The sequence below is a fragment of the Bacillus sp. FSL R9-9530 genome (assembly GCF_038008145.1).
In the GTDB taxonomy this organism is placed as follows: Bacteria; Bacillota; Bacilli; order Bacillales; family Bacillaceae_G; genus Bacillus_A; species Bacillus_A mycoides.
Genome location: NZ_JBBOYO010000001.1, coordinates 2,819,797 through 2,843,752, shown reverse-complemented (window position 1 = coordinate 2,843,752; position 23,956 = coordinate 2,819,797). Strand labels below are relative to the sequence as shown.

The window sequence follows — 23,956 nt, the reverse complement described above, 5'->3', positions numbered from 1 at the left end:
AGCTTACTTGAGGAAAAAAGTTGTGATCATCGGCGGTGGCATCACAGGATTGACAACAATGTATAACTTACAAAAAGAAATTCGTGAAAAAAACTTGCCGATAGATGCATTGCTTATAGAAGCGTCTGGTAAACTTGGCGGGAAAATTCAAACCGTTCAAAAAGATGGATTTACAATTGAACGCGGTCCTGATTCTTTCTTAGCAAGAAAAGAGAGCGCAGCTAAATTAGTGAAAGAATTAGGACTTGATGCTGAACTTGTAAATAATAAGGCTGGTCAATCGTTCGTTCTCGTAAACAATCGGTTACATAAAATGCCGAGCGGTTCAATGATGGGAATTCCAACGCAAATTACGCCGTTTCTATTTTCCGGATTGTTCTCCCCAATTGGTAAACTAAGAGCTGGTTTTGACTTATTAATGCCTAGATCAAAACCAGTTTCTGATCAATCACTCGGGCAGTTTTTCAGGCATCGCCTTGGAAATGAAGTCGTTGAAAATTTAATTGAGCCATTATTATCTGGTATTTATGCAGGGGATATTGATGAAATGAGTTTAATGTCAACATTCCCTCAAATTTATCAAATTGAACAGGAGCACCGTAGTATTTCACTCGGTATGCGTACGCTAGCTCCAAAGCAAGAGAAGGCTGAATTGAAAAAAGGAATATTTAAAACTGTGAAAACCGGTTTAGAATCTATAGTAGAATCTCTTGAAACGAAGATTCCTAATGATATGGTAATGAAGGGAACTCGTATCGAAAAGGTTGCAAAACTTGGTGATAGTTATACGATTACGCTTAGTAACGGAAAAGAAATGGAAGTAGACGCGATTGTAGTTGCGACGCCGCATAAAGTATTGCCATCTATGTTTGCGCAGTATAAGCAGTTTCGTTTCTTCCGTAACATTCCGTCTACATCAGTTGCAAACGTGGCACTTGCTTTCCCAAAGTCTGCAATTCAGCGTGATATTGATGGTACCGGATTTGTCGTATCAAGAAATAGTGATTATACAATTACAGCGTGTACGTGGACACATAAAAAATGGCCACATACAACGCCAGAAGGAAAAACGCTTCTTCGCTGTTACGTCGGACGCCCAGGTGATGAAGCGATTGTTGAACAAACTGACGAAGAAATTGTGCAGCTCGTACTCGAAGACTTACAAAAGACAATGGATATTACAGAGGATCCAGAGTTTACAATTGTAAGCCGCTGGAAAGAAGCGATGCCTCAATATACAGTAGGCCATAAAGAGCGAATGAAAAAGCTCACAACATTTATGGAGGAAGAATTGCCAGGTGTGTATTTGGCAGGTAGTTCTTACGCTGGTTCTGGTCTTCCAGCTTGTATTGAGCAAGGTGAGTTAGCGGCGAAACGTGTGTTATTTCATTTAGAGAAAGTAATGGAGACTAAATTAGTCGCACATTAAAATATTTCAAACAAAACGCCTTCAATTATATTGAAGGCGTTTTGTTTATTGGATAAAATACCTTTAGTCAATAAAGCTATATAAGTTATTTTGTATTATAGTTTGAAAACTTGTAAATTAAATAAATTTTGTGTAAAACTTGTCGAAATATAGTTCTATATAACGAATCATTTGATATGATAGAAATGTTGAGAAAATATGAAATAGGGAGAGGGAAATGGCTGTGAAGAAATTATTAAGTGTCTTTTTATCATTATTGCTATTGCTTTCATTTACTGGAACTTTAGCGCAGGCGGAAGAAACTACTTCTATGTCAGTAGAGAAAGCAATTCAAGTATTTAAGCAGCAAGGGAAAACGAAGGGGATAGTGGAAGGATATATCGTTGGGTATACGCAAAGTCCTTCTAAATACACGAAAGATCCGGCTAAGTTTGACGACACAAACGTGGCAATTGCCGATTCGCCAAACGAAACAAATCCAGACAAGATCATGCCTGTTCAATTGCCAAAAGGTGATGTGAGGACGGCTGTAAACGTGAAAGATCATCCTGAAAATATCGGGAAGAAAGTTAGGTTGACAGGGACGCTTGAGTTATATTTCGGTAGCCCAGGTTTAAAATCAGTAACAGCTCATAAGTTTCAAGGAGAAGAACAAAACCGCGTTAGCGATGTAGTGGCATCACCAAATGGTGGGGAAGTTGCAAAAGGAACAGCAGTAACATTAACAACGAATACAGAAGGAGCAACAATCTACTATACGTTAGATGGCTCTAATCCTACAAACAAGAGTGTTCGTTATAACAGACAAATTGTAGTGAATGAAAATAGTGTGATTAAAGCAATTGCAGAGAAAGAAGGGCTTACTTCTTCAGCGATTTCAACATTTTCATTTATTATCGTAAATAATGAACCAGTTCGTATTCATGATATTCAAGGGAAATCACATATTTCTCCTTACAATGGGAAGAAATTAAACAATGTGGAGGGCGTTGTCACAGCGCTTGATAAAAATGGTTTTTATATAGAAGATAATCAGTCGGATAATGATCCAGCTACTTCTGAAGGTATTTACGTATACAAAAAAGATGCGAATGTAGCAGTAGGAGATCTTGTCCAAGTTGATGGAGAAGTAGAAGAATATGTTGGACCTGGATATGCAGAGCGATTTGAAACAGACTTAACGACGACGGAAATTAAGGCGAGTCGCGTTGCTGTAATCGCAAAAGATCAACCTTTACCAGCGCCGATTGTATTAGGAGAAAACGGTGTGAAAATCCCTGATCAAATTATCGATAATGATGCATTCGGTCTATTTGATCCAAATGAAGATGCAATCGACTTTTATGAAAGTGTAGAAGGTATGCGCGTTACGATGCCAACACCAAAAATTATCGCTCCGCAGAAAAACGGTAATTTATATGTAACAGTAAAAAATGGCGGAGATAAAGTAGTAACGAAGTATGGTACACCTTTATTAGATAAAGAGCAATTAAATCCAGAGCGCCTTTCTGTAAAAGTACCTCGTGATTATGTCGCGAAAGTAGGCGATACGTTCACTGGAGATATAACAGGCGTAGTAGGATATGACTACGGTTCGTTCCGCATTTCGCCAGTAACGGAATTACCATCTGTAGTGGACGGCGGATTTAAGCAAGTAGGGGCAAATATTCAGCCGCGTCTTGATAAGTTAACAGTTGCTACATATAACATTGAAAACTTCTCAGCGAACAAAAAAGAAACAACAGATGAAAAAGTGAAAGCGTTAGCTTATTCTATTAAATATAATTTAAAAATGCCTGATATTATCGGTGTACAAGAGATGCAAGATAATAATGGAGCAATCAATGACGGTACGACTGATGCATCTTTAAGCGCAAAACGTATCATTGATGCTGTATTAGAAATTCGTGGACCGAAGTATGAGTATGTAGAAATTGCGCCGAACAACAATCAAGACGGCGGGGCACCTGGAGCGAATATTCGCGTCGGTTTCTTCTATAACCCATCTCGTGTGAAATTAGCGACAGTACCGAAGTTACTAGATAAAAATGTAGTTCGTATTGGAGACGAAAATCCTTTATTTGAAAGTACACGTAAACCGTTAGCGGCAGAATTTACATTCCAAGGACAAAACGTTGTTGTCATTTCAAATCACTTAAACTCAAAACTAGGAGATGCAACGCCATTTGGAAAAGTGCAGCCGCTCGTATTAAAGAGTGAAGAAAAACGAGTTCAATTAGCACAAGAAGTGAATCATTTCGTACAAGGTATTCAAGAAAAGAATACAAATGCACCAGTTGTTGTATTAGGTGATATGAATGACTTTGAATTCTCTAAACCTTTAGAAGCACTAGAGGGAACGATATTAAAAGATATGTTAAACACAGTGCCGAAAGAGAACCGCTACACGTACATTCATGAAGGTAACGCACAAGTGCTAGATCATATTTTAGTAACAAACAACATCGCACCGCACACAATTGTAGACCCTGTACACTTAAACTCAAACATTATGAAAGAACATGGACGTGTAAGTGACCACGATCCAGTACTTGTTCAAATTGATTTGAAGAAGGCTTCTTAAATAGTCGAGAAAGAACGCTTAGAAATATACTAAGCGTTCTTTTACATTATTAGGAATTCTTATGATAAAATAGATTGAATATTCATTCTTCAATACAGGGAGGTGTAGACATATGGTAGCCCGAATAAACGGGAAATTAATGAATCAGCTTGCAATTTTTTTTAGCATAATCGTCATGCTTCAATTTGTAGCCGATATAACAGGGCTTACACAGAATCTAGATAGTATGTATTACTTAATAAATACCGCAACTTCCTATATAACGTTTAGTTTGGCGGTTATTTTTACTTTAATCGGTGCAAGAAGAGAATTAAGTAAATATGCAATTATTTTATTATGTTCAGTTGTAGGTATTAAAGCGATTTATTTTGCGGCGATCGTTATTTTATGGGGATTGGCAGGTACGCCGTAAAGGGGAGAGGATTATATGAGTATTGAAAATATAAGATTGATAAATGTAAATGATAATAAGAGCGTAATTCTCTAAGCTAACTTAGGGAATTACGCTCTTATTCGTTCAATTATTTAGTCCGAAATTGCTTGAAACGCTTTTCTACACCGATCTCTTTTTTGCAGTCTTCTTCTATATTTTTTTCTATCCCGCTTTACTCCTTGTATATACATAAATAAGCTAACGAGAAGGAAGAAAGCACATTGCATCGTTAAAATGTACGGTGACATGCCTTGCAATGGTTGTTTCGGATCATATAAATGAATAGGTGCTCCGCCTATTGAAGGAAATATTGTATTTAGCAGGACGTAAGGAATGGAGGCAACTGCAAATGGAAAGAGAATTGCCATATAGTCCTTTTGTGACCATACAGATGCAGCAAGTCCTAAAAGAGCCATTAAACCTGCAAATAAAAAATTAATTCCGATATATACAGTAATGTAAGTGAGAGGCGCATCGAAATATAGGTTTGCGAACATTCCATCAGCATTTATGATGCCTGAACCAATCGTAGGTGTTCCGTCTGGAATGGTTAATTTGCAAAATAATAACGATAAGATGAATGGAAATGTATAAAGAAATCCTCCGCAAAAAAACGTAACGATATATTTCATTAATGAATAAGGAAATAAAGAAATCCCCTTACTCACAAACGGTTTAAAACCATCTGACTTATCCGAATTGTAACTTGTACTAAAGGGGAAACTCGCAATAACTGGCATTAATAATAAATAAACATCCATTTCATTGTCGCGAAATCCGATCCATTTTATATCTGTTGAAATAGGTCCACTCGCTGCGTCTCCTAAATAACGAATTACATAGTAATAGTGATAAATACAAATAAGAACGAATCCACTAAACATAATAATTAAAGAAATACGACTACAAAAAGCTTGCTTTATATTTAAACGAAGCGCACGCATCATGACTGAAAAAGCCTCCACTATTTTGATAAACTTGTCTATTTTCTATATTACTATTAAATGTAAAGATTTTCTTGTTTTTTTATTTGATTATTTGAAAAAAGGGAATTTTGTTGTCGTTAAGTAAGGTTTAATCATATATCTTAAGAACACCTTTTATTTTTCTCTTTTCTTCTGATACACTATGACAGTATTATATAACTTGACTGGAATTTTTTTATACTGGAAATAATAAAAAAGAGAACTTGTCTAGAATGTAAGCGTGTGGTAATATCAAAGATGTACTAATTGACTATATTATCCAATTGGTCATTTTTGGAGGTGAAGATGTGGCGATAGATCGAAAGCGTTCTATTATTGAAGCTGCAACAAAGTCTTTTTCAGCGTTCGGTTATAAAGCAACAACGATGGATCAAGTAGCGAAGTTAGCGAATGTAGGAAAAGGAACGATTTATACTTTTTTCAAAAATAAAGAAGAGCTATTTGGTGAAATTATTTCTAATTTAATTACAGAAATGAAGCAAGTTGCAGAAAATGCAATTCGTTCAGATATTTCATTTTTTGAAAATGTACATAGAGCATTATATAGCATATTAGAATTTAGAAAAGAACATCAGCTCATGATTAAATTAATTCAAGAAGAGCGCGATATGGGAACGAAAGAAGTACAAGAAGTGATGCAACAAGTAGATGTGGAAATCGTTTCTGTTATTCAATCGTATTTAGAAATTGCGATTGAAAAGGGTGAAATCAGCAAATGTGATCCAGAAATTACAGCGTTTATTATGCTTCGCCTATACGTATCGCTTATTTTTGATTGGGAAAAAAATCATGAACCGTTAGAAAAAGAAAAAATATCGGAATTATTCGAACTTTATTTACTAAAAGGATTGTCAAATTAAGATAATCCTTTTAATATTATAAAAAATGACTAATTGAACAAATTGGTCAATCGTATAAGGAGGATGGTTAAATATAATCATGTAGATGAAAATGTGCATAGTATAAATTCGGGGATAAGGCATATGTATGAACAGATATAGCCTTTTTATTTGGGTGAGAATGACTAAAAATACATTTTGGTCATTTTTGAAAAGGGGGATAAATTATGAAATGGCATAAGTTGCTTAGTAAAGAATTTGCAGAGATTATAAAAAGTAAAAAAATATTAATCCCAATCATTGCGGTTTTATTTGTACCGATTTTATATGCGGGTATGTTTTTATGGGCCTTTTGGGATCCGTATGAGCAGCTAGATGACTTGCCAGTTGCGGTAGTCAATTTAGATAAAGGTGCAGAACTTGATGGGAAACCAATTGAGGTCGGGAAAGGGCTCGTTGATAACTTAAAAGATAATAAAAGTTTTAAATGGGAATTTGTAAGTGAAAAAGAAGCGAAAGAGGGAATGGAAGGCAGAAAGTATTACATGTTAGTACGTATTCCAGATGACTTCTCAAGTAACGCTACAACGTTATTAAAAGACGATCCGAAACCATTAAACTTAGAATACATTCCAAATGAAAGTTTAAACTTCTTATCTTCACAAATTGGCGGAACAGCCATTGAAAAAATTAAAGGTGAAGTATCAAGTACGTTAACGAAAACATATGCAGAGAAAATGTTTGATTCCATTAAAGACGTCTCAAAAGGATTAGCAGATGGAGCGGAAGGAGCAAATAAGTTACATGATGGAGCTAGTGAGTTGCATGAAGGTTCCGGAAAAGTGACGGATGGCTTGTACACACTGCAAGGGAAATCTGGAGAGATGAAGGATGGGGTTCAGAAATTAGCAGATGGATCTAATAAATTACAAGATGGGTCCGGAAAAGTAACAGATGGTTTAAATACGTTAAATAGCAAAACAGGTGAAATGCAGACTGGTATAGGGAAATTACAAGATGGGTCTGGAAAAGTAACAGATGGTTTACATGTATTAAATAGCAATGCAGGTATCGGGAAATTGCAAGATGGATCAGGAAAAGTAACAGATGGTTTACATGTATTAAATAGCAATGCAGGTATCGGGAAATTGGTGGATGGATCAGGAAAAGTAACAGATGGTTTACATGCACTAAATAGCAATGCAGGTATAGGGAAATTATTAGATGGGTCCGGAAAAGTAACAGACGGTTTAAATACGCTAAATAGCAAAACGGGTGAAATGCAAAAAGGAATTGGCGAATTGCGTGATGGATCTGAGAAAGTAACCGATGGCTTGAACAAATTAGTAAGTAAATCCGGTGAATTAAAAACAGGAACAACTGATCTATCAAATGGTATGGAACAACTGTTTGGGGGACAAAGCCAATTAGAGGAAGTTTCTCAAAAAATTGAAAAGGGTTTGGAAGATTTAAATCGTACAGTGAAAAATTCTGCTGCAGGTTTAGAGGAAATGCAGTCGAAAGGCCCTTCTATATTGAATACAGTAAATGAGAAAATAGATGGAGCTGGGGCGAATGTAAATCAGTTAAATGAACTTACGCAATCAACAGCAGGAGATGCAAAAACTGCAGCACAAGATGTAGCGAATTTACAAAAGCAAATTGAGAGTTTACCGAAAGAATATCAAGAGCAGTTACAACCATTCATAACAAGTGCTGTAAAAAGTACAGCGACAGTTCAGCAAAAAGCTGCCGGAGTAGCAAGTGGAACAAATAAATTAAATGAAGAAGTAAAACAATTAAAAGGCGAAATAGATCAAAAAACAAGTGATGCGCAAAACAAACTACCGAATACAGCGAAATTGCACTCTTTAACAGATGGTATTGAGAAATTAGCCAGTGCACAAAAAGGATTTGTTGAAAATTTCCAAGGGTTTGGTAAGAATTTAAATGCAGCAAAAGAAGGCGCAAATAAATTTAAAAACGAATCCGGTCAATTAATTGATGCGATAAATCAATTAGCAGATGGCTCGGGTCAAGTAACAGGTGGCTTAGACACATTATCTGCAGGAGCAAATCAAATGGCAGGTGGAGTAACGAAATTAGCGGACGGATCAAGCCAAGTAACAGGCGGTTTAGGTACATTATCTGTAGGAGTATCCAAATTAGCAGATGGTTCGGGTAAAGTAACAGGCGGTTTAGGTACATTATCTGTAGGTATAACGAAATTAGCGGATGGATCAAACCAAGTAACAGGCGGTTTAGGCACATTATCTGTAGGAGTATCCAAATTAACAGACGGCTCAAGCCAAGTGACAGGCGGTTTAGGTACATTATCTGTAGGAACAAACCAAATGATAGGTGGCGTAAATCAATTAGCAGATGGCTCGGGTCAAGTAACAACTGGCTTAGGTACTCTAAATGGTGGTCTAAATAAAATGTCAACTGGCTCAACCCAGCTAATCGACGGAGTAAATAAACTAGCAGACGGATCCGGAAAAGTGACAGATGGGCTCGTAAAGGTAAATGATGGATCAGGTACACTGGCTGAGAAACTTGGTGAAGGTGCAGAAAAAACAGGAGAAGTAAAAGGAACGGATAAAACGTATGATATGTTTGCAAGCCCTGTAAAAGTGAAGACGGAGAAAATGGCGGAAGTTCCAAACTACGGAACAGGATTCACACCGTATTTCTTATCACTCGGTTTATTCGTTGGGGCATTACTATTATCTATCGTATACCCATTACGCGATACAGTCGGCGTTCCGAAATCAGGATTCAACTGGTTTATTAGTAAGTTTGGTGTTTTACTATCAGTCGGTATTATTCAAGCAATAGTAGCAGATGTCATATTACTGTTCTGGTTAGGTGTAGAAGTACAAAGTATTCCATACTTTATACTCTTTAGTATTGTTACGAGCTTAGCGTTTATTTCATTAATTCAATGTTTAGTAACAGCATTCGGTGATGCAGGGCGTTTCATCGCAATCATCACATTAATTATTCAGCTTACAACAAGTGCTGGAACATTCCCGCTAGAGTTGATTCCGAAGTATTTACAACCATTTAATGCTTGGTTACCGATGACATATTCTGTATCAGGATTGAAAGCAGTCGTATCAAGCGGAGACTTTAACTTCATGTGGCAAAATATTGGGATACTCATGATCTTTATCGTTGTATTATCACTTGGAACAATTGCTTCATTAACGTGGATGCACAAACGACAATTTAAAAATATTGCTGAAAATCAATCGATTGAAGCGTAAATAAGAAATATAAAAAAGGCACCGAAATGGTGCCTTTTTTATTGGTCTTGTTTTATTGGATGAGAAATTTTATTTGTTTTTCTATTTTTACGGAACAAGTATATAACAATACTTATAAGGATAATAGTAGTTACAATCCAAACAAATGGACCATATCTTTCAGCAAAAGTATATAGTTTCATGTTACTGGCAATGTCCTCTTTTGTTTTTCCTATTAGAATTTCTGAGCCACTATACCCTTCAAGTGTATCTCCTTTTTTTATACCAAAAATAAGAGTATCTGATTTGTTTTCTATTCCTGTATATCGGTATCCCTTACCTTTAATTGTTAATTGAGTATCATCCTTTTTTAGTGAGTAATCTTCGGTGGAAATATCTTTTCCTAACAGTGTAATTGGCTCCATTGAAAAACGGATTTCTTTTAATGCAGGAAGAGCCTCATTGTTTAGTAAGAGCTGCTTTGCAATATGCTGCTCGGTATCAATGTTTTTCCAATTTGCCTTTCGTCGTTTATATGTATTAATTTCAAGAAGTGCAAATTCTTTATTTTGAAGTTTTTCCTCTGTAATAGGTTGTGTAGTAGTTAATGTTCCTTTTAATAAAATCACACCGTCTTTTGCAGATTGAAATGAAGAGACTTCCTTCGTTTCTTTTAATGTATTGATAGCACCTCTATAATCTTCTTTTCCTAAAAGAACAGCTCCTGTATGTACAGTTAAAATAAGATATAGGATGCTTAATACTATAATAGCTTTTTTCACTATGTACCCTCCAAAGTATGTATAAATGGATTATAACATAATTTACCATATGAAATTGTTAATTTGAATAATAAGTTACAAATATAAGGGTGATAAATAAATTAAAAAAGTGTGGATGAGAGGAGTAAAAGTGAAAAGGAATTACAACAATTTGCAGAGAAACATAGAATAGAGGAGTTGATACGATGAAAGGAAATCTTACTTATTATTTTATCTTAAATCCGCTAATCATCTTTCTTGTTTACGCCCTTTCACCTATCTTGTTTCATAAAGAAAAATATATAAATATGAAAGATGCACTAGGAATACTTTTATTCTACTATGTGCTAATTAGCGGGTATTACCTTATGGATGTTATAAGTAAAAGAATGAAGAAGAATAGTTAAGACAAACGATAAATTTTATTGCATAAAAACCGATGGAGGACAACAAAATGACTGAAAGTGAAATGAAATTCAGGGATACGACGATTCGTAACTTTTTCGATAAAGAGGACCGCCTAAAATCGATTCCAGGTCAAAAGAAGAAAAAACTAGTATTGTTAGAGCATTTGATTAGCAAATTTAACGCTGAAAATCAGTATACGGAAAAAGAAATTAATACATTCATAAAACAATATCATGATGATTTTTGTACGATTAGACGAGAGTTTATCGTGCACGGATTTATGGATCGAGAGGATAATATGTACCATATAAATGGGAGAGAAGTATGGACGAAGTGGGAGGAGTTATAAATGTAATGAGGAAGGGGGATTCTCTTGCAAGTTAGTAGTCTTATGCATGAAGAACTTTCGGAAAAACCATCGATTTTTGGGATATTCACTTCGCCAACACTGCAATTCAAAAGGATGAAGAATCAAAGAAATATATTCTTTCCACTAGTCCTTTTAATTGTGCTTATTATAATTTCAAGTGCCTTAATGTCTTGGAATTCTTTAAATAATCCTGCACTCAGTATGTTTCATGATAAAACGGGATTTACTGTTCCGAAATACATAACTTTCTTTACTACATTTGGATTTTCAGCAGTCAGTGGAATCGTAGCTATACTTTTTGCACCTATATTCTATAAGAACATTATGATTTTCTTTGGAGTTGATATTAACTATAAAGAAACATTCCCGATAATCATTTATGCTTCGTTTGTATTAAGATTAGGGATGATTTTAAACGGATTAATTGCATTTTCTCTAAGTGGGTATGAGATATCTTATACAGGTTTAGGTGCAATAGCGACAGATAATATGATCTTGCATACAATTGCTCAAAGAATAGATATATTTAATATTTGGTATTACGTTTTATTAGGAATAGGTTTAAAAACGATAACGAATTTAAATAAAGACAAACTTATCCCTCTTATTATTGTACTTTTCGTTTTCACTAGTTTATTAGCGAGCATGGCTGGGTTTATGCAGGAAATATCTAAAGCGTAAGGATAGGTGGGAAGTATAATTATAAGCTTGTATGAAAAAGGTGGTTTGAATATGGACAAACCACCTTTTATCCCGCTATTTGCCGGGCAGTAAAACTCCCACCTCAAAATGCGGCTGGAGCAAAGAAGCTAGGTGGGAGATCAACAGCCCGTAAATGCCCGATTAGTAGCCCGCGCTAGTCTTGCATTTTTCTTTGTAGTAAGTCTATGAACTCTTCAATATTTGAACTTGTAATGTATCCCACCGTTATATATTCATCTTCATAATAAAATATTATTTTTTTGTCAAAAATTCTTCTCTTCGTTTCTATAGATAAAATTTTTTCATACTCAAATTCGGAAATTAATGTATTTTTATATTGGCTAAAAAAGAGAATTCTTCTATTAGTAGCAAGTAGCATGCCTGGATATGGGACTTTATGCGTATTTACATAGTTAGTAAGTGAACATTTTAAAGTAGATAAAATCTTTTCTTCTTTATGTAGTAGTAGTTGTTTTGCGGCTGTTAAAATTGGATTCATTGTATACATTCCTTTTATATAGATGTAAGGATATTGTATCAAAAGTGAAAAGATGCTCAATATGCAATGTTGCATATTGAGCGTTTTAGAGATTCTTAGTTTGATAGTTCCAATATTATTTTTAAAAGAAAAAGGTACGAGGTGATTCGGTGATACGATTAGCAAAAGAGGTTGATGCGGAATCAATTATGGATATTAGAAAAGAAATTATATTATCAGAAACTACTACAAAGTTTTTTATATCATCTCCAAATAAATTACCAAATGATATTGATTCAGAAAGAGAAAAGATACAGACAAGTAGTGAAAAAGGAAACCTTTATATAGTTTACGAGGTAGATAGTAAGGTGGTTGGCTTTCTGGTTTTTAAACGATATGAACTAGAACGGTTACGACATGCAGGCACAATGGGAATGGGGATTAGGGAGGCGTATTGTAATCAGGGCATTGGTACGAAGCTAATTGAATTTCTTATTAGCTGGGCTAAAGGGCAGAAAGGTTTAGAGAAAATTTGCTTAGGTGTAGTTTCTATTAATGATAGGGCAATTAAAGTGTATAAAAGAACTGGCTTTGTAGAAGAAGGAAGGCAAAGAAAGCAAATTAAATATGAAGATGGATCATATGGAGACGACGTATTGATGGGTTTTTATATTGAATAGAATTCTTGTTAATTAAGAAGGTGTATATGCGTTATGGTATGTACATCTTTTTTCATATACATATTGTGAAATTCTAAAAGTAGTGTGTAATTCCCTGCCATTAACAGACTTTTCCCTATGTATAATATTAATATAGTAAAATCATAAGAACCTATATTGCAGTTTCCAATAATATACTATATAATCAGGATAAGAAAACGTTTTCATGCAAAGGGGGAAATTTCGTGTCGACTATCGAGGACGTGGCGAAATTAGCGGGGTTATCAAGGACAACGGTTTCTAGGGTGATCAATAATCATCCATATGTTTCAGATGAGAAGAAGAAAAGGGTTCAATTAGCAATGAAGCATTTAGGCTTCGTTCCTAATTCTGCGGCGAGAAGGCTTCGTAAACAAAAAACAGAAACAATTGCGGTGCTTGTTCCAAGGATTACAAATCCTTTTTTTAGTAGATTTATTGAAGCAATCGAGATTGCTGCTTCTGAACATAAATATAAACTGATTATTTGTCAAACAAGATATTTACCGGAAAAAGAGATGGAGTATTTACAATTATTATCTACGAAACAAGTAGATGGGATTATTCTATGTTCACTAGAAAATCCATGGGAGAATGTGGAGCCATACTTGCAACATGGTCCAATCGTGTTATGTAATGAATATATTGAGGAAGCAAATGTTCCAACAGTGAAGTTCGATCATGCACAGGGTGCATACATAGCTGCCAATCATGTATTAGAACAAGGATATCGTAATCTGATATTTTGCCGTGGTAACGAAACGAAAGTAGTGAGCCAACAGCGAAAAATGGGCTTTTTACGCGCTATTACTGAAAAGAGTAGAGAAGTGGAAGCAATCGATTTTCTTGAAAACGCTTTCTCTTGGGATGATGGAAAACGAATATTCAATGAAGTATTAAAGGACAAAAAAAATCCTACCGCGATTTTGGCAGGAGGCGACGAGGTTGCAGCTGGAATTATCTCAGAGGCGAAACGCCATGGTTGGAGTATTCCAGAAGATCTCGCTGTGATCGGTTTTGATAATCAAATTTTGGCGCAGATTACAGAGCCAGGTATTACGACAATTGAACAACCAATCGACGAGATGGCCCGAAAAGTTGTCGACTTAATGATGGATAAAATCCATACGAAAAATTATCGACAAAAAGAATTGTATGAGTTTGAACTGGAGCTCTTGGTGAAAGGTTCAACGATGAAGGATACGATGTTATTAGCCTAGTAGACTATGTCTGCTAGGTTTTTTTATGTTTACAAACTACTATTCTTCGTGAACGCAATCGTCACATTTGTTATGGTATGCTTCGTGCTGCTCATCAATTTCCTTCCCGCAATGAGCACAAGTTTTCGTCGGTAAATTTCGGAAAAACTCCATTGGTTGATCGATCATGTCAATCCCTCCATTTCCATTTCTTACTATCATTGTATTAGTACAAAAAACAAAAGTCAACAACTGTTTTATAACAAAAGTGAAAATTAATGAAAAAGTTTAGGAAATGGATTATAGTTAACAATGTAGGATGTAAGTAAAAAACTTTCTCAAGTACGGAAAAAAACGGCATTCCTACGCGGTTTTAGAAAGGATGGATACATATGAAGATGACTGTTGTCGGCTTTTGGGGCGGCTTTCCAGAAGCGGGAGAAGCAACGTCGGGGTATTTGTTTGAACACGATGGTTTTCGTTTACTTGTAGACTGTGGCAGTGGTGTACTAGCACAGCTTCAAAAATATATAACACCATCTCATATAGATGCAGTTGTACTGTCGCACTATCATCATGATCATGTTGCAGACATTGGGGTGCTGCAATATGCAAGATTAATTACGAGTGTGACAAAAGGACAACTACCGGAGTTACCAATATACGGTCATTCGTTTGATGAGAATGGATTCCATTCTTTAACGCATGAACCGCATACGAAAGGAATCGCGTACAATCCAGAAGAAACACTTCAAATTGGACCGTTTTCGATTTCATTCTTAAAAACTGTTCATCCTGTTACATGTTTTGCGATGCGCATTACAGCTGGTAGTGACGCTGTAGTATATAGCGCAGATTCCAGTTATATTCCTGAATTTATTCCATTCACAAAAGATGCTGATCTTTTCATTTGTGAGTGTAATATGTATGCACATCAAGAGGCTGCAAAAGCAGGGCATATGAATAGTACAGAAGTAGCAAGTATTGCGAAAGATGCGCATGTAAAAGAACTTTTATTAACGCACTTACCGCATACAGGCAACCCATCTGATTTAGTAACAGAAGCAAAACAAATTTTCAGTGGCCATATTACGCTAGCGCATAGTGGCTACGTATGGAATTCATGAGGTGATACGATGTTATTTATTGATAATAAAGGGATTACAGATCCTAGAATAAACTTAGCGATTGAAGAATATTGTGTGAAGAATTTAGATATTAACGAAACATATTTACTGTTCTACATTAACAAACCTTCGATTATCATTGGTAAAAACCAAAACACAGTAGAAGAAATTAATGCAGATTACGTAAAAGAACAAGGAATTCATGTCGTTCGTCGTCTATCAGGCGGAGGCGCAGTATATCATGATTTAGGAAACTTAAACTTCAGCTTTATTACGAAAGATGATGGAGATAGTTTCAGCAACTTTAAAAAGTTCACAGAGCCTGTAACGAAAGCGCTTGGTAAATTAGGCGTAAATGCAGAACTAAGTGGTCGTAACGATATTTTAGCTGAAGGTAGAAAAATTTCAGGTAACGCGCAGTTCTCAACGAAAGGTCGTATGTTCAGTCATGGCACGTTACTATTTGACTCTGAAATCGATCACGTTGTATCGGCACTTAAAGTGAAAATGGATAAGATTCAATCAAAAGGCATTAAATCAATCCGTAGCCGCGTTGCGAATATTACAGAGTTCTTAAACGAAAAAATGACGACAGAAGAGTTTAGACAACTTCTTCTAGAAACAATTTTCGAAGGAGAAACAGAAATTCCAACGTATGAATTAACAGAAAATGATTGGAAAGAAATCCATAAACTTTCTGAAGAGCGCTACCAAAATTGGGATTGGAACTACGGAAAATCTCCGAAGTTCAACTTACAACATTCACACCGCTTCCCAGTTGGACAAGTTGACGTTCGTCTTGAAGTGAAAAAAGGGACAGTAACAGAATGTAAAATTTACGGTGACTTCTTCGGCTCACTAGATGTGCATGACATTGAAGAGCGTCTAACAGGTGTACAATTTGATAAAGATGCATTCACTGTAGCTTTAGAAGGCGTAGATATCGTACGCTATTTCGGTAATATTACAACAGAAGATTTCTTGCATTTATTCTTCTAAAAGAAGAAGCCATCCCAAAATACCTTTTGGGATGGCTTTTTTTATTATGAATTCATTTACCGTTAAAAGCGTCCCTAAAAACATCTACTAGCAGGACATTCTTTTATTATAAAGGAAGTATATATAATTAAAGGAGGATGATCGAAATGAAAAGGATAATACACTTTATATTATTGATCAGCTTCGTTATAGGGATGACAGCTTGTAACGATGAAACTTCCTCTAGTCGTACACTTTTATTTATTGGAAAGCCAGCGAAGGATAATGTCATATATTATACGCATACAAATAACAAACAAAAAATAAATGATATACAAACTATGTTTCAAAATAAGAAATGGAAAAGAAATGAAACGTTTAGTACCGTTGGTAAAACGCCAGATTTCGTCTTGTCGATAGATGAGGACAATAAAGGATTGCCGACATTATATGTTACAGTCTACTTGCACGAAAATGGAGCGGACGCTCTCAATTTGTATGGAGAGTATACGGCTTTAAATAAAGAGGAAGTTGAAAAACTTAGAGAGAAGATGAGTGCATATTATCCTACAATGATTTTAGCTATGGTTTAACTATATGTTTGTACCTGTTTTTTTTACATATAATTCTCGTATCTTACTAAAGTATTCTGGAAGAAAGTGGTTTATGTATATTCGATTAATAGAATATCACTTGCTACTTTAATTTTCTTTTAATATAATTAATTTAGAATTTTTAAATATTCTAAATTTTATAAAGGTGGGGTTTGTGTGAATCTCGTTCAATCTTTGGCTGAAACGGCAAAAAAGAAGGGGGATAAACCGGCGTACATATTTATGGATCAGTCGGTCTCTTATGACCAATTAAACAAAGTGGTCACTAGGTTTTCTAGTAATTTAGCAAAAATGGGCGTTGGAAAAGGGGACAATGTCGCATTAGCTGTAGGCAATTCACCACATTTTTTAGTAGGTTTATACGGAACGATGAAAGCCGGAGCAACTGTCATTCCGATTAATCCAATTTATACAGCAGACGAAATACATTACATATTACAAAATGGAGATGTAAAAACAATCATTGTACTCGACGTCCTTCTACCTGTTATACAATCTCTTACAACAAGACTTCCTTCACTTGAAAATATCATCATATGCGAAACCTCATCAGATTTTACTCATACAGAAACGGAAAAAATGAAAACGTTTACTAGTTTTATAGGAACTGGAGATATAACTTACGAAGGTCCTGAACTAGATGAAGAAGATGTAGCTGTTATTTTATACACTTCAGGTACAACTGGAAAGCCAAAAGGCGCTATGTTAACACATAAAAACCTATATAGTAATGCAAGCGATGTTGCGTCATATTTACAATATACTGCGGATGATCGCGTCGTTGCGGCATTGCCGATGTTCCATGTGTTCTGTTTAACAGTTGCGGTAAATGCGCCGATTGTGAACGGGGCAACGATTTTAATGGTACCGAGGTTTAGTCCGAAAGAAGTATTCCGTATTTGTCGTACGTATGAACCAACGATTTTTGCAGGTGTGCCGACGATGTACAATTACTTATATTTATTTGAAGAAGCAAGCGCAGAAGATGTAAAGACGCTTCGTCTCTGTATTTCAGGTGGTGCGTCAATGCCTGTTGCCCTTCTGCAAAACTTTGAAAAACGTTTTGATGTGATTGTTTCAGAAGGATACGGCTTATCAGAAGCATCACCAGTTACTTGTTTTAATCCGTTAGATCGTCCTCGTAAACCAGGTTCGATTGGTACAAATATTTGGCATGTAGAAAATAAAATTGTGAATGAACTTGGGGAAGAAGTACCTGTCGGTGCAGTTGGGGAGCTAATTGTTCGCGGACCTAACGTTATGAAGGGTTACTATAATGCGCCAGAAGATACAGCTGCGACACTTAAAGACGGCTGGCTATATACAGGTGACTTAGCGAAAATGGATGAAGAAGGTTACTTCTATATCGTCGATCGCAAAAAAGATATCGTCCTAGTTGGTGGTTATAACGTATACCCTCGTGAAGTAGAAGAAGTATTATATACTCACGAATCTGTGGCTGAAGTTGTCGTAATTGGTGTACCGGATGAAAACTTAGGAGAAGCAGTGCGAGCTTACGTCGTTCTGAAGCAAACGAACGTAACAGAAGAGGAGCTTACGCATTACTGCACGCTGCATTTAGCGAAATACAAAGTGCCAAAGAGCATTGAGTTTTTAACAGAATTGCCGAAGAATACAACTGGTAAGTTGTTACGAAGAGCTTTGAGAGAGAAGGCATTGCAAGTATAAAAATAAAGATATCCATCACTATGACTACATGTATAGAGATGGATATCTTTTTGTCCCAAAAAAGCTGGATTAGTTTGGATGGACAAAATTCCTACTCATTAAAGTTTCACGTTATTTTTTAGAATTGGTTAAGCTATAAGCCCATATATTTAAAACGTAATATTGCTAATAAGGAGGAGATATACGTGGAGCAGAAGGAATTACGCTTACGGAAAGTACAATATCTTATTTGTGACATTATGGATGAAATGAATATGGAGAATGAAAAGAAGAACTTAGAAACATTGCAAAAGGTAATAGATCACCTTTCAGGAGCGATTGGGGATTTAGTGGATCCATCGGGTACGTATTCATTGGACTATTTAGAGAGAAAAGTGCATACGGCTCATTATTTATTGTTTAAAAATGACCGGAAAGCATATTTATGTAATAAATAGGTAGTATTCGTTTAATTTTTCATTTGACATTGATAATCATTATCAATATGATAGTTATGTTGGGTATATTTATATAAAGTGAGTATTAAACAGTAATCGGAAAAGTAGAAAATCATAGACATGTGTATTGAAATATAATTATGAAATAATATAAGACGGAAGAATTTTCAGAAATTCTTAATGTTTATGATGTAATATTGCAATGATGCGATAACTAAGGATAGAAAGATGATTTGGAGAATCGGATTGAGTTTTTATAAACATTTACAAATGTATGGACAATAGTATGGAATGAAACATTTTAGCTATTATCATCGCACACAAAGATAGATTTGTTCGTTTTAGATAGGATTGATTTGAAAAATTTCTTCATAATGATTTCCATAAGAAGAGCTTGCTCGAGATTTGATATCTATCATTTATGTATGTAGTTGTAGGATATATGGATTGAGAACATACCAAAAAATATCGGAGGATAAAGAGGTATGAGAAGAGCCTATTTGATAGAGATGAAACCGACAAATGAACAAATAACCAAGATCAATCAAACGATTGGAGTGTGTAGGTATGTTTACAATCTGTATATCTCTAAAAACAAAGAGAGGTATGAATCCGAGGGGGAATTTTTGAGTGGATATGATTTTTCTAAATGGTTAAACAATGTTTATACAAAAGAATGTAGCCAATGGATTAAAGAGGTATCTAGTAAAGCTGTAAAACAGGCAATTATGAATGGAGATCAGGCTTTTAAAAGATTTTTTAAGGGCTTATCAGGCTTTCCACGTTACAAGAAAAAGAAGCATCAAGATGTGAAGTGCTATTTTCCTAAAAATAACAAAACGGATTGGACAATAGAAAGACATCGAGTGAAAGTCCCAACGATTGGTTGGATGAGAGTAAAAGAATATGGTTATATCCCTAAAAATGGGATTGTAAAAAGTGGAACTATATGTAAAAGAGCAGGGAGATATTTTGTATCTGTACTTTGTGAATTGGAAGAAACAGCACCAAAGCCAACACTCAATCAAACAGGTCTAGGTATTGATTTAGGGGTGAAGGATTTCGCAATACGTAGCGATGGTATTGTACATGAAAACATCAACAAAACAGGAAAAGTAAAAAAGATAGAAAAACGGTTAAAACGTGAGCAGCGCTCTTTATCGCGTAAATTTGAACATTTAAAAAAGAGAGGTGAAGAATCTGTTACTAACAAAAGAGCGAATATAGATAAAAATATTCTTAGGGTGCAAAAACTGCATGCTCGATTAGCCAATATTCGACTAGCGTGTGTAAAGTCTATTGTAAATAATGTGGTGAAAGCCAAGCCAACGTTTATTACAGTGGAAGATTTGAATGTGAAAGGTATGATGAAGAATAAGCATCTAGCTAAAGCAGTTGCTGGGCAATGTTTTTATACATTTAAAACATGGTTATTGACGAAATGTGAGGAGTATGGAATTGAACTACGTCAAGTAGACAGGTTCTATCCCTCATCAAAGTTATGTTCTAGTTGCGGTCAAAAGAAAGTAGATTTAAAGCTATCTGACCGAGTATATACATGTGAATGTGGACATGTAATGGATCGAGATTCGAACGCAGCGATAAACCTTTTACAAGCAAAAGAATATACAATACTAACGTAAATAGATTGTATAAATGTACGGTGGGCTACATCGGAATTTACGCCTGTGGAGTGTTATATCAAACTGTAGTAGCGAGTTAGTGGCGAGGCAGGACACATAGAAGCAGGAATACTCTAAGAATATACATTTGTCTATATTTTTAGTAGCAGATGTCGTATTGATAATGATTAAGAAAAAATATATTAATGCATTCGTTATAGCCGCAACTTTAGCAGTTCCACTAAGTGGTTTCAATGCGCCAATTGCAAAAGCAGATGTGATTGAGATGAAGGCAGCTAGTAAACTTGCAGATGGCACATATGACGTTATTTTAAAAACGTATAAAGATCAAACGAATGAAACATCTGTTGCTTCTACATATTTAAAAAATGCAAAAGTAACAATTCAAGGTGACAAAAAAATCGTTACGTTAACAGTGCAAGATAGTAGCTATTTCCAGTATCTTAAAGTAGAAGATACTAATAAATTAGGGACATTCCATGATGTGAAAGTGATCTCTGAAGATAAAACAAATAATGGTACGAAAGTTGTTCAATTTGAAATCGATGAGTTCTCGAAAAAATATAATATGCAAATGCATATATTAATTCCAGCAATTAAATATGATCATAAATATCAAGTGCAGTTTGAAATCGATGCGAGTGCAATTGAAAAGAAATCTAAGTTCTCAGATGTACCGACTTGGGCACAAGAGTCAGTTCAATATTTAGTAGACAAAGAGGCAGTACACGGTAAGCCAGATGGTACATTTGCACCAGCTGAAAATATCGATCGTGGTTCAGCAGCAAAAATATTAGCTACTGTTTTAGGGTTAGAAATTAATAAAGATGCGAAGCCATCATTCCGCGATGCTCAAAATCATTGGGCTACACCTTACATCGCAGCAGTTGAAAAAGCTGGCATTGTAAAAGGTGATGAGAAGGGTAACTTTAATCCGAGTGGGCTAATTAACCGTGCATCGATGGCTTCTATGCTTGTGAATGCATATAAATTAGAAAGAAATGAAAATATTAAACTACCAAAAGAATTTGCTGATTTAAAAGATCATTGGGGTACGAAGTATGCGAACATTTTAATCCAAGAAAATATTTCAGTTGGAACAGATAATGGATGGGCTCCAGATAAATCGGTAAGCCGCGCAGAAGCAGCTCAATTTATTGCGAAGACAGATAAGTTAAAGAAATAAATCGAAACTAAAATCAGTGGGATTCCATTCCCGCTGATTTTTAGCTTGTATGAAGTTTCTTATATAATAATTCTGAATTCCAAGTTGACACATGTGAATTACGGAATTAAAATGGAAAGAAATCAAACAGAATACAATAGAAGCTCATCAGAGAAACTGAAGGCGCACAACGTTCACTTTTGTGAATAGATTGTGTGCCTTTTTCTATTGTACAAACTAAGGGGGCTTTATATATGAAACAGTGGAGTAAGACAGCATTAATGAAAAGTACAGGTGTTTTATTATCAGCATTTGTCCTTTTGTCAGGGTGTGGTTCGGCAACATCCACTAACAATTCTGAAGGAAGTGCAGATAAGAAGACAGTCGAACTTTTAAATGTTTCATATGATCCAACGCGTGAGTTATATCAGGATTTCAATAAAGACTTTGCGAAGTATTGGAAAGAGAAGCATGGTCAAACAGTAAATGTAAAGCAATCACACGGGGGATCTGGAAGTCAGGCACGCTCCGTTATTGACGGCTTAGAAGCAGACGTTGTAACACTAGCGCTCGCTTATGATATTGACGCGATTAGTAAGAAGAAACAACTAGCAGAAGATTGGCAGAAGCGACTTGCGGATAATTCTACTCCGTATACATCAACGATTGTATTTCTTGTTAGAAAAGGAAACCCGAAAGGAATTAAAGATTGGGATGATTTAACGAAAAAAGGTGTGTCTGTCATTACACCAAACCCGAAAACATCTGGGGGAGCACGGTGGAACTATTTAGGGGCGTGGGGATATGCACTGAAGAAATATAACAATAGTGAAGATAAAGCGAAAGAGTTTGTCGGTCAAATTTATAAAAACGTGGAAGTACTAGATTCAGGGGCACGCGGGGCAACGACGACTTTCGTTGAAAAAGGAATTGGTGATGTGTTAATCGCTTGGGAAAATGAAGCGTTATTATCACAAAAAGAACTTGGAAAAGATAAATTTGAAATTGTAACACCTTCGATTAGTATACTTGCCGAGCCGCCAGTAGCAGTTGTAGACAAAGTCGTTGATAAAAAGGGAACGAAAAAAGTAGCAGAAGGATATCTTGAATATTTGTATTCAGAAAAGGGGCAAGAAATTGCGGCGAAAAACTTTTATCGCCCTCGTAATGAAAAAGTAGCAGAAAAGTACGTATCGCAATTTCCGAAAGTTCAATTATTTACAGTTGATGAACTATTTGGAGGATGGAAAAAAGCACAAGAAAAGCATTTTAATGATGGCGGCGTATTCGATCAAATGTATAAAAAATAAGGGGGGATGAGGTGACGTTATATGAGGAAGAAGCGTGTCTTACCAGGGTTTGGATTATCTCTTGGATTTACAATGCTATATATGAGTTTATTCGTACTTATACCACTTTCTATCGTATTTATTCAAACTTCGCAGCTAGGCTGGAAGAAATTTGCTGGGGTTATAACGAGTGAGCGCGCGTTGCATTCCTATCAAGTAAGTTTCACAACTTCACTTGCAGCGGCAATCGTAAATGCCATTTTCGGTTTATTAATTGCCTGGGTACTCGTTCGCTACACATTTCCAGGGAAGCGGTTATTAGATGGACTAATCGATTTACCATTCGCTCTTCCGACTGCTGTAGCTGGTATTACACTTACGACGCTTTATGCGGAAAATGGCTTTATTGGAAAAATATTTAGTGTGTTTCATATAAAAGTAGCTTTTACCCAGCTCGGCATTATTGTTGCACTTACGTTTATTGGCTTACCATTTGTCGTTCGAATGGTGCAACCAGTGCTGCAAAGTATTGATAAAGAAGTAGAAGAAGCAGCTTCTAGTTTAGGGGCATCACGCTTTCAAATATTTGTGAAAATCATTTTGCCAGAAATATTCCCGGCCTTGCTTGCTGGTTTTTCACTCGCCTTTGCTCGGGCGTTAGGGGAATATGGATCTGTCGTGTTCATTGCAGGTAATATGCCAATGAAAACAGAAATTGCACCGCTTATGATTATGACAAAACTCGAACAATATGATTATGCAGGTGCAACAGCTGTAGCGGCTGTGATGCTTATTATTTCTCTCCTTTTCCTACTATTTATTAATATGATTCAAACTTGGAGCAGAAGGCATGAACTGAAAAGTGAATAGGAGGGGAGA

General features: G+C 35.7%; 23 protein-coding genes. 19 read left to right on the top strand and 4 right to left on the bottom strand.

Annotated elements, in window-relative coordinates:
* Positions 1-7: 7 nt before the first annotated feature.
* The 3 genes from hemY (at position 8) to MKX66_RS14275 (ending at position 4,425) form a co-directional block, all read left to right on the top strand.
* The gene (hemY, locus tag MKX66_RS14285) at positions 8-1,429 is read left to right on the top strand and encodes a protoporphyrinogen oxidase (protein WP_002166194.1); all 1,422 of its coding nucleotides are present in this window, start codon (positions 8-10) and stop codon (positions 1,427-1,429) included.
* A 217-nt stretch (positions 1,430-1,646) separates the two neighbouring features.
* On the top strand, positions 1,647-4,013 hold the full coding sequence (locus tag MKX66_RS14280) for a DUF6359 domain-containing protein (protein ID WP_341086455.1): 2,367 nt from the start codon (positions 1,647-1,649) through the stop codon (positions 4,011-4,013).
* A gap of 112 nt (positions 4,014-4,125) precedes the next feature.
* Entirely contained in the window at positions 4,126-4,425 is a 300-nt protein-coding gene (locus tag MKX66_RS14275; protein ID WP_033708875.1) for a hypothetical protein, read from the top strand.
* A gap of 113 nt (positions 4,426-4,538) precedes the next feature.
* Here the strand turns inward: MKX66_RS14275 and MKX66_RS14270 are convergent, their stop codons facing one another.
* Positions 4,539-5,393, bottom strand: coding sequence for a hypothetical protein (locus MKX66_RS14270; RefSeq protein ID WP_002125815.1), 855 nt, complete (start codon positions 5,391-5,393; stop codon positions 4,539-4,541).
* 326 nt (positions 5,394-5,719) lie between these two features.
* Here MKX66_RS14270 and MKX66_RS14265 point away from each other — a divergent pair, with 326 nt between their 5' ends.
* Both MKX66_RS14265 and MKX66_RS14260 read left to right on the top strand, forming a co-directional pair.
* Positions 5,720-6,292: a TetR/AcrR family transcriptional regulator gene (locus MKX66_RS14265; protein ID WP_000963368.1), complete on the top strand. Its 573-nt coding sequence runs from the start codon at positions 5,720-5,722 to the stop codon at positions 6,290-6,292.
* 206 nt (positions 6,293-6,498) lie between these two features.
* Positions 6,499-9,540: a YhgE/Pip family protein gene (locus tag MKX66_RS14260; RefSeq protein ID WP_341086454.1), complete on the top strand. Its 3,042-nt coding sequence runs from the start codon at positions 6,499-6,501 to the stop codon at positions 9,538-9,540.
* Positions 9,541-9,578: 38 nt separating this feature from the next.
* Here the strand turns inward: MKX66_RS14260 and MKX66_RS14255 are convergent, their stop codons facing one another.
* A complete protein-coding gene (locus MKX66_RS14255) occupies positions 9,579-10,301 on the bottom strand; it encodes a hypothetical protein (protein ID WP_341086451.1) in 723 nt (240 codons plus the stop codon).
* Positions 10,302-10,486: 185 nt separating this feature from the next.
* On the opposite strand from MKX66_RS14255, the gene MKX66_RS14250 reads away from it, so the two are divergent.
* From MKX66_RS14250 to MKX66_RS14240, 3 genes are read left to right on the top strand one after another with little or no spacing between them, the layout of a single operon-like run.
* Positions 10,487-10,687, top strand: a complete 201-nt coding sequence (locus MKX66_RS14250; protein WP_002030238.1) for a hypothetical protein — start codon at positions 10,487-10,489, stop codon at positions 10,685-10,687.
* Between the two features lie 47 nt (positions 10,688-10,734).
* Positions 10,735-11,037 carry a DUF2087 domain-containing protein gene (locus MKX66_RS14245; protein ID WP_033708874.1) on the top strand — a complete coding sequence of 101 codons (303 nt, stop codon included), beginning with the start codon at positions 10,735-10,737 and terminating at the stop codon, positions 11,035-11,037.
* 24 nt (positions 11,038-11,061) lie between these two features.
* Positions 11,062-11,739 (top strand): Yip1 family protein, encoded by a 678-nt coding sequence (locus MKX66_RS14240; RefSeq protein ID WP_085309639.1) that lies wholly within the window; start codon positions 11,062-11,064, stop codon positions 11,737-11,739.
* Positions 11,740-11,914: 175 nt separating this feature from the next.
* Here MKX66_RS14240 and MKX66_RS14235 read toward each other — a convergent pair whose 3' ends face one another.
* On the bottom strand, positions 11,915-12,268 hold the full coding sequence (locus tag MKX66_RS14235; RefSeq protein ID WP_445662207.1) for a PH domain-containing protein: 354 nt from the start codon (positions 12,266-12,268) through the stop codon (positions 11,915-11,917).
* A gap of 140 nt (positions 12,269-12,408) precedes the next feature.
* Here MKX66_RS14235 and MKX66_RS14230 point away from each other — a divergent pair, with 140 nt between their 5' ends.
* Together MKX66_RS14230 and MKX66_RS14225 are read left to right on the top strand one after the other, a co-directional pair.
* On the top strand, positions 12,409-12,918 hold the full coding sequence (locus MKX66_RS14230) for a GNAT family N-acetyltransferase (RefSeq protein WP_002140756.1): 510 nt from the start codon (positions 12,409-12,411) through the stop codon (positions 12,916-12,918).
* Between the two features lie 224 nt (positions 12,919-13,142).
* Positions 13,143-14,156 (top strand): LacI family DNA-binding transcriptional regulator, encoded by a 1,014-nt coding sequence (locus MKX66_RS14225; RefSeq protein ID WP_002087115.1) that lies wholly within the window; start codon positions 13,143-13,145, stop codon positions 14,154-14,156.
* A 39-nt stretch (positions 14,157-14,195) separates the two neighbouring features.
* Here the strand turns inward: MKX66_RS14225 and yhfH are convergent, their stop codons facing one another.
* The gene (gene yhfH / locus MKX66_RS14220; RefSeq protein ID WP_000567010.1) at positions 14,196-14,324 is read right to left on the bottom strand and encodes a protein YhfH; all 129 of its coding nucleotides are present in this window, start codon (positions 14,322-14,324) and stop codon (positions 14,196-14,198) included.
* Positions 14,325-14,527: 203 nt separating this feature from the next.
* Here yhfH and MKX66_RS14215 point away from each other — a divergent pair, with 203 nt between their 5' ends.
* From MKX66_RS14215 to cysT, 9 genes are all read left to right on the top strand, one after another.
* Complete coding sequence (locus MKX66_RS14215) at positions 14,528-15,262, top strand: MBL fold metallo-hydrolase (RefSeq protein WP_215590889.1); 735 nt, start codon at positions 14,528-14,530, stop codon at positions 15,260-15,262.
* A gap of 9 nt (positions 15,263-15,271) precedes the next feature.
* Complete coding sequence (locus tag MKX66_RS14210; protein WP_002030357.1) at positions 15,272-16,261, top strand: lipoate--protein ligase; 990 nt, start codon at positions 15,272-15,274, stop codon at positions 16,259-16,261.
* 146 nt (positions 16,262-16,407) lie between these two features.
* Complete coding sequence (locus MKX66_RS14205) at positions 16,408-16,833, top strand: hypothetical protein (RefSeq protein WP_149190227.1); 426 nt, start codon at positions 16,408-16,410, stop codon at positions 16,831-16,833.
* Positions 16,834-17,010: 177 nt separating this feature from the next.
* A complete protein-coding gene (locus tag MKX66_RS14200; RefSeq protein WP_061688990.1) occupies positions 17,011-18,543 on the top strand; it encodes a fatty acid--CoA ligase family protein in 1,533 nt (510 codons plus the stop codon).
* Positions 18,544-18,728: 185 nt separating this feature from the next.
* Positions 18,729-18,980: a hypothetical protein gene (locus MKX66_RS14195; RefSeq protein WP_002064161.1), complete on the top strand. Its 252-nt coding sequence runs from the start codon at positions 18,729-18,731 to the stop codon at positions 18,978-18,980.
* A gap of 485 nt (positions 18,981-19,465) precedes the next feature.
* On the top strand, positions 19,466-20,623 hold the full coding sequence (locus tag MKX66_RS14190; RefSeq protein WP_341086447.1) for an RNA-guided endonuclease InsQ/TnpB family protein: 1,158 nt from the start codon (positions 19,466-19,468) through the stop codon (positions 20,621-20,623).
* 163 nt (positions 20,624-20,786) lie between these two features.
* Positions 20,787-21,809, top strand: a complete 1,023-nt coding sequence (locus MKX66_RS14185) for an S-layer homology domain-containing protein (RefSeq protein ID WP_133116653.1) — start codon at positions 20,787-20,789, stop codon at positions 21,807-21,809.
* A gap of 233 nt (positions 21,810-22,042) precedes the next feature.
* Positions 22,043-23,098: a sulfate ABC transporter substrate-binding protein gene (locus MKX66_RS14180; RefSeq protein ID WP_341086443.1), complete on the top strand. Its 1,056-nt coding sequence runs from the start codon at positions 22,043-22,045 to the stop codon at positions 23,096-23,098.
* 21 nt (positions 23,099-23,119) lie between these two features.
* Complete coding sequence (cysT, locus tag MKX66_RS14175; protein WP_341086442.1) at positions 23,120-23,947, top strand: sulfate ABC transporter permease subunit CysT; 828 nt, start codon at positions 23,120-23,122, stop codon at positions 23,945-23,947.
* Positions 23,948-23,956 lie beyond the last annotated feature (9 nt).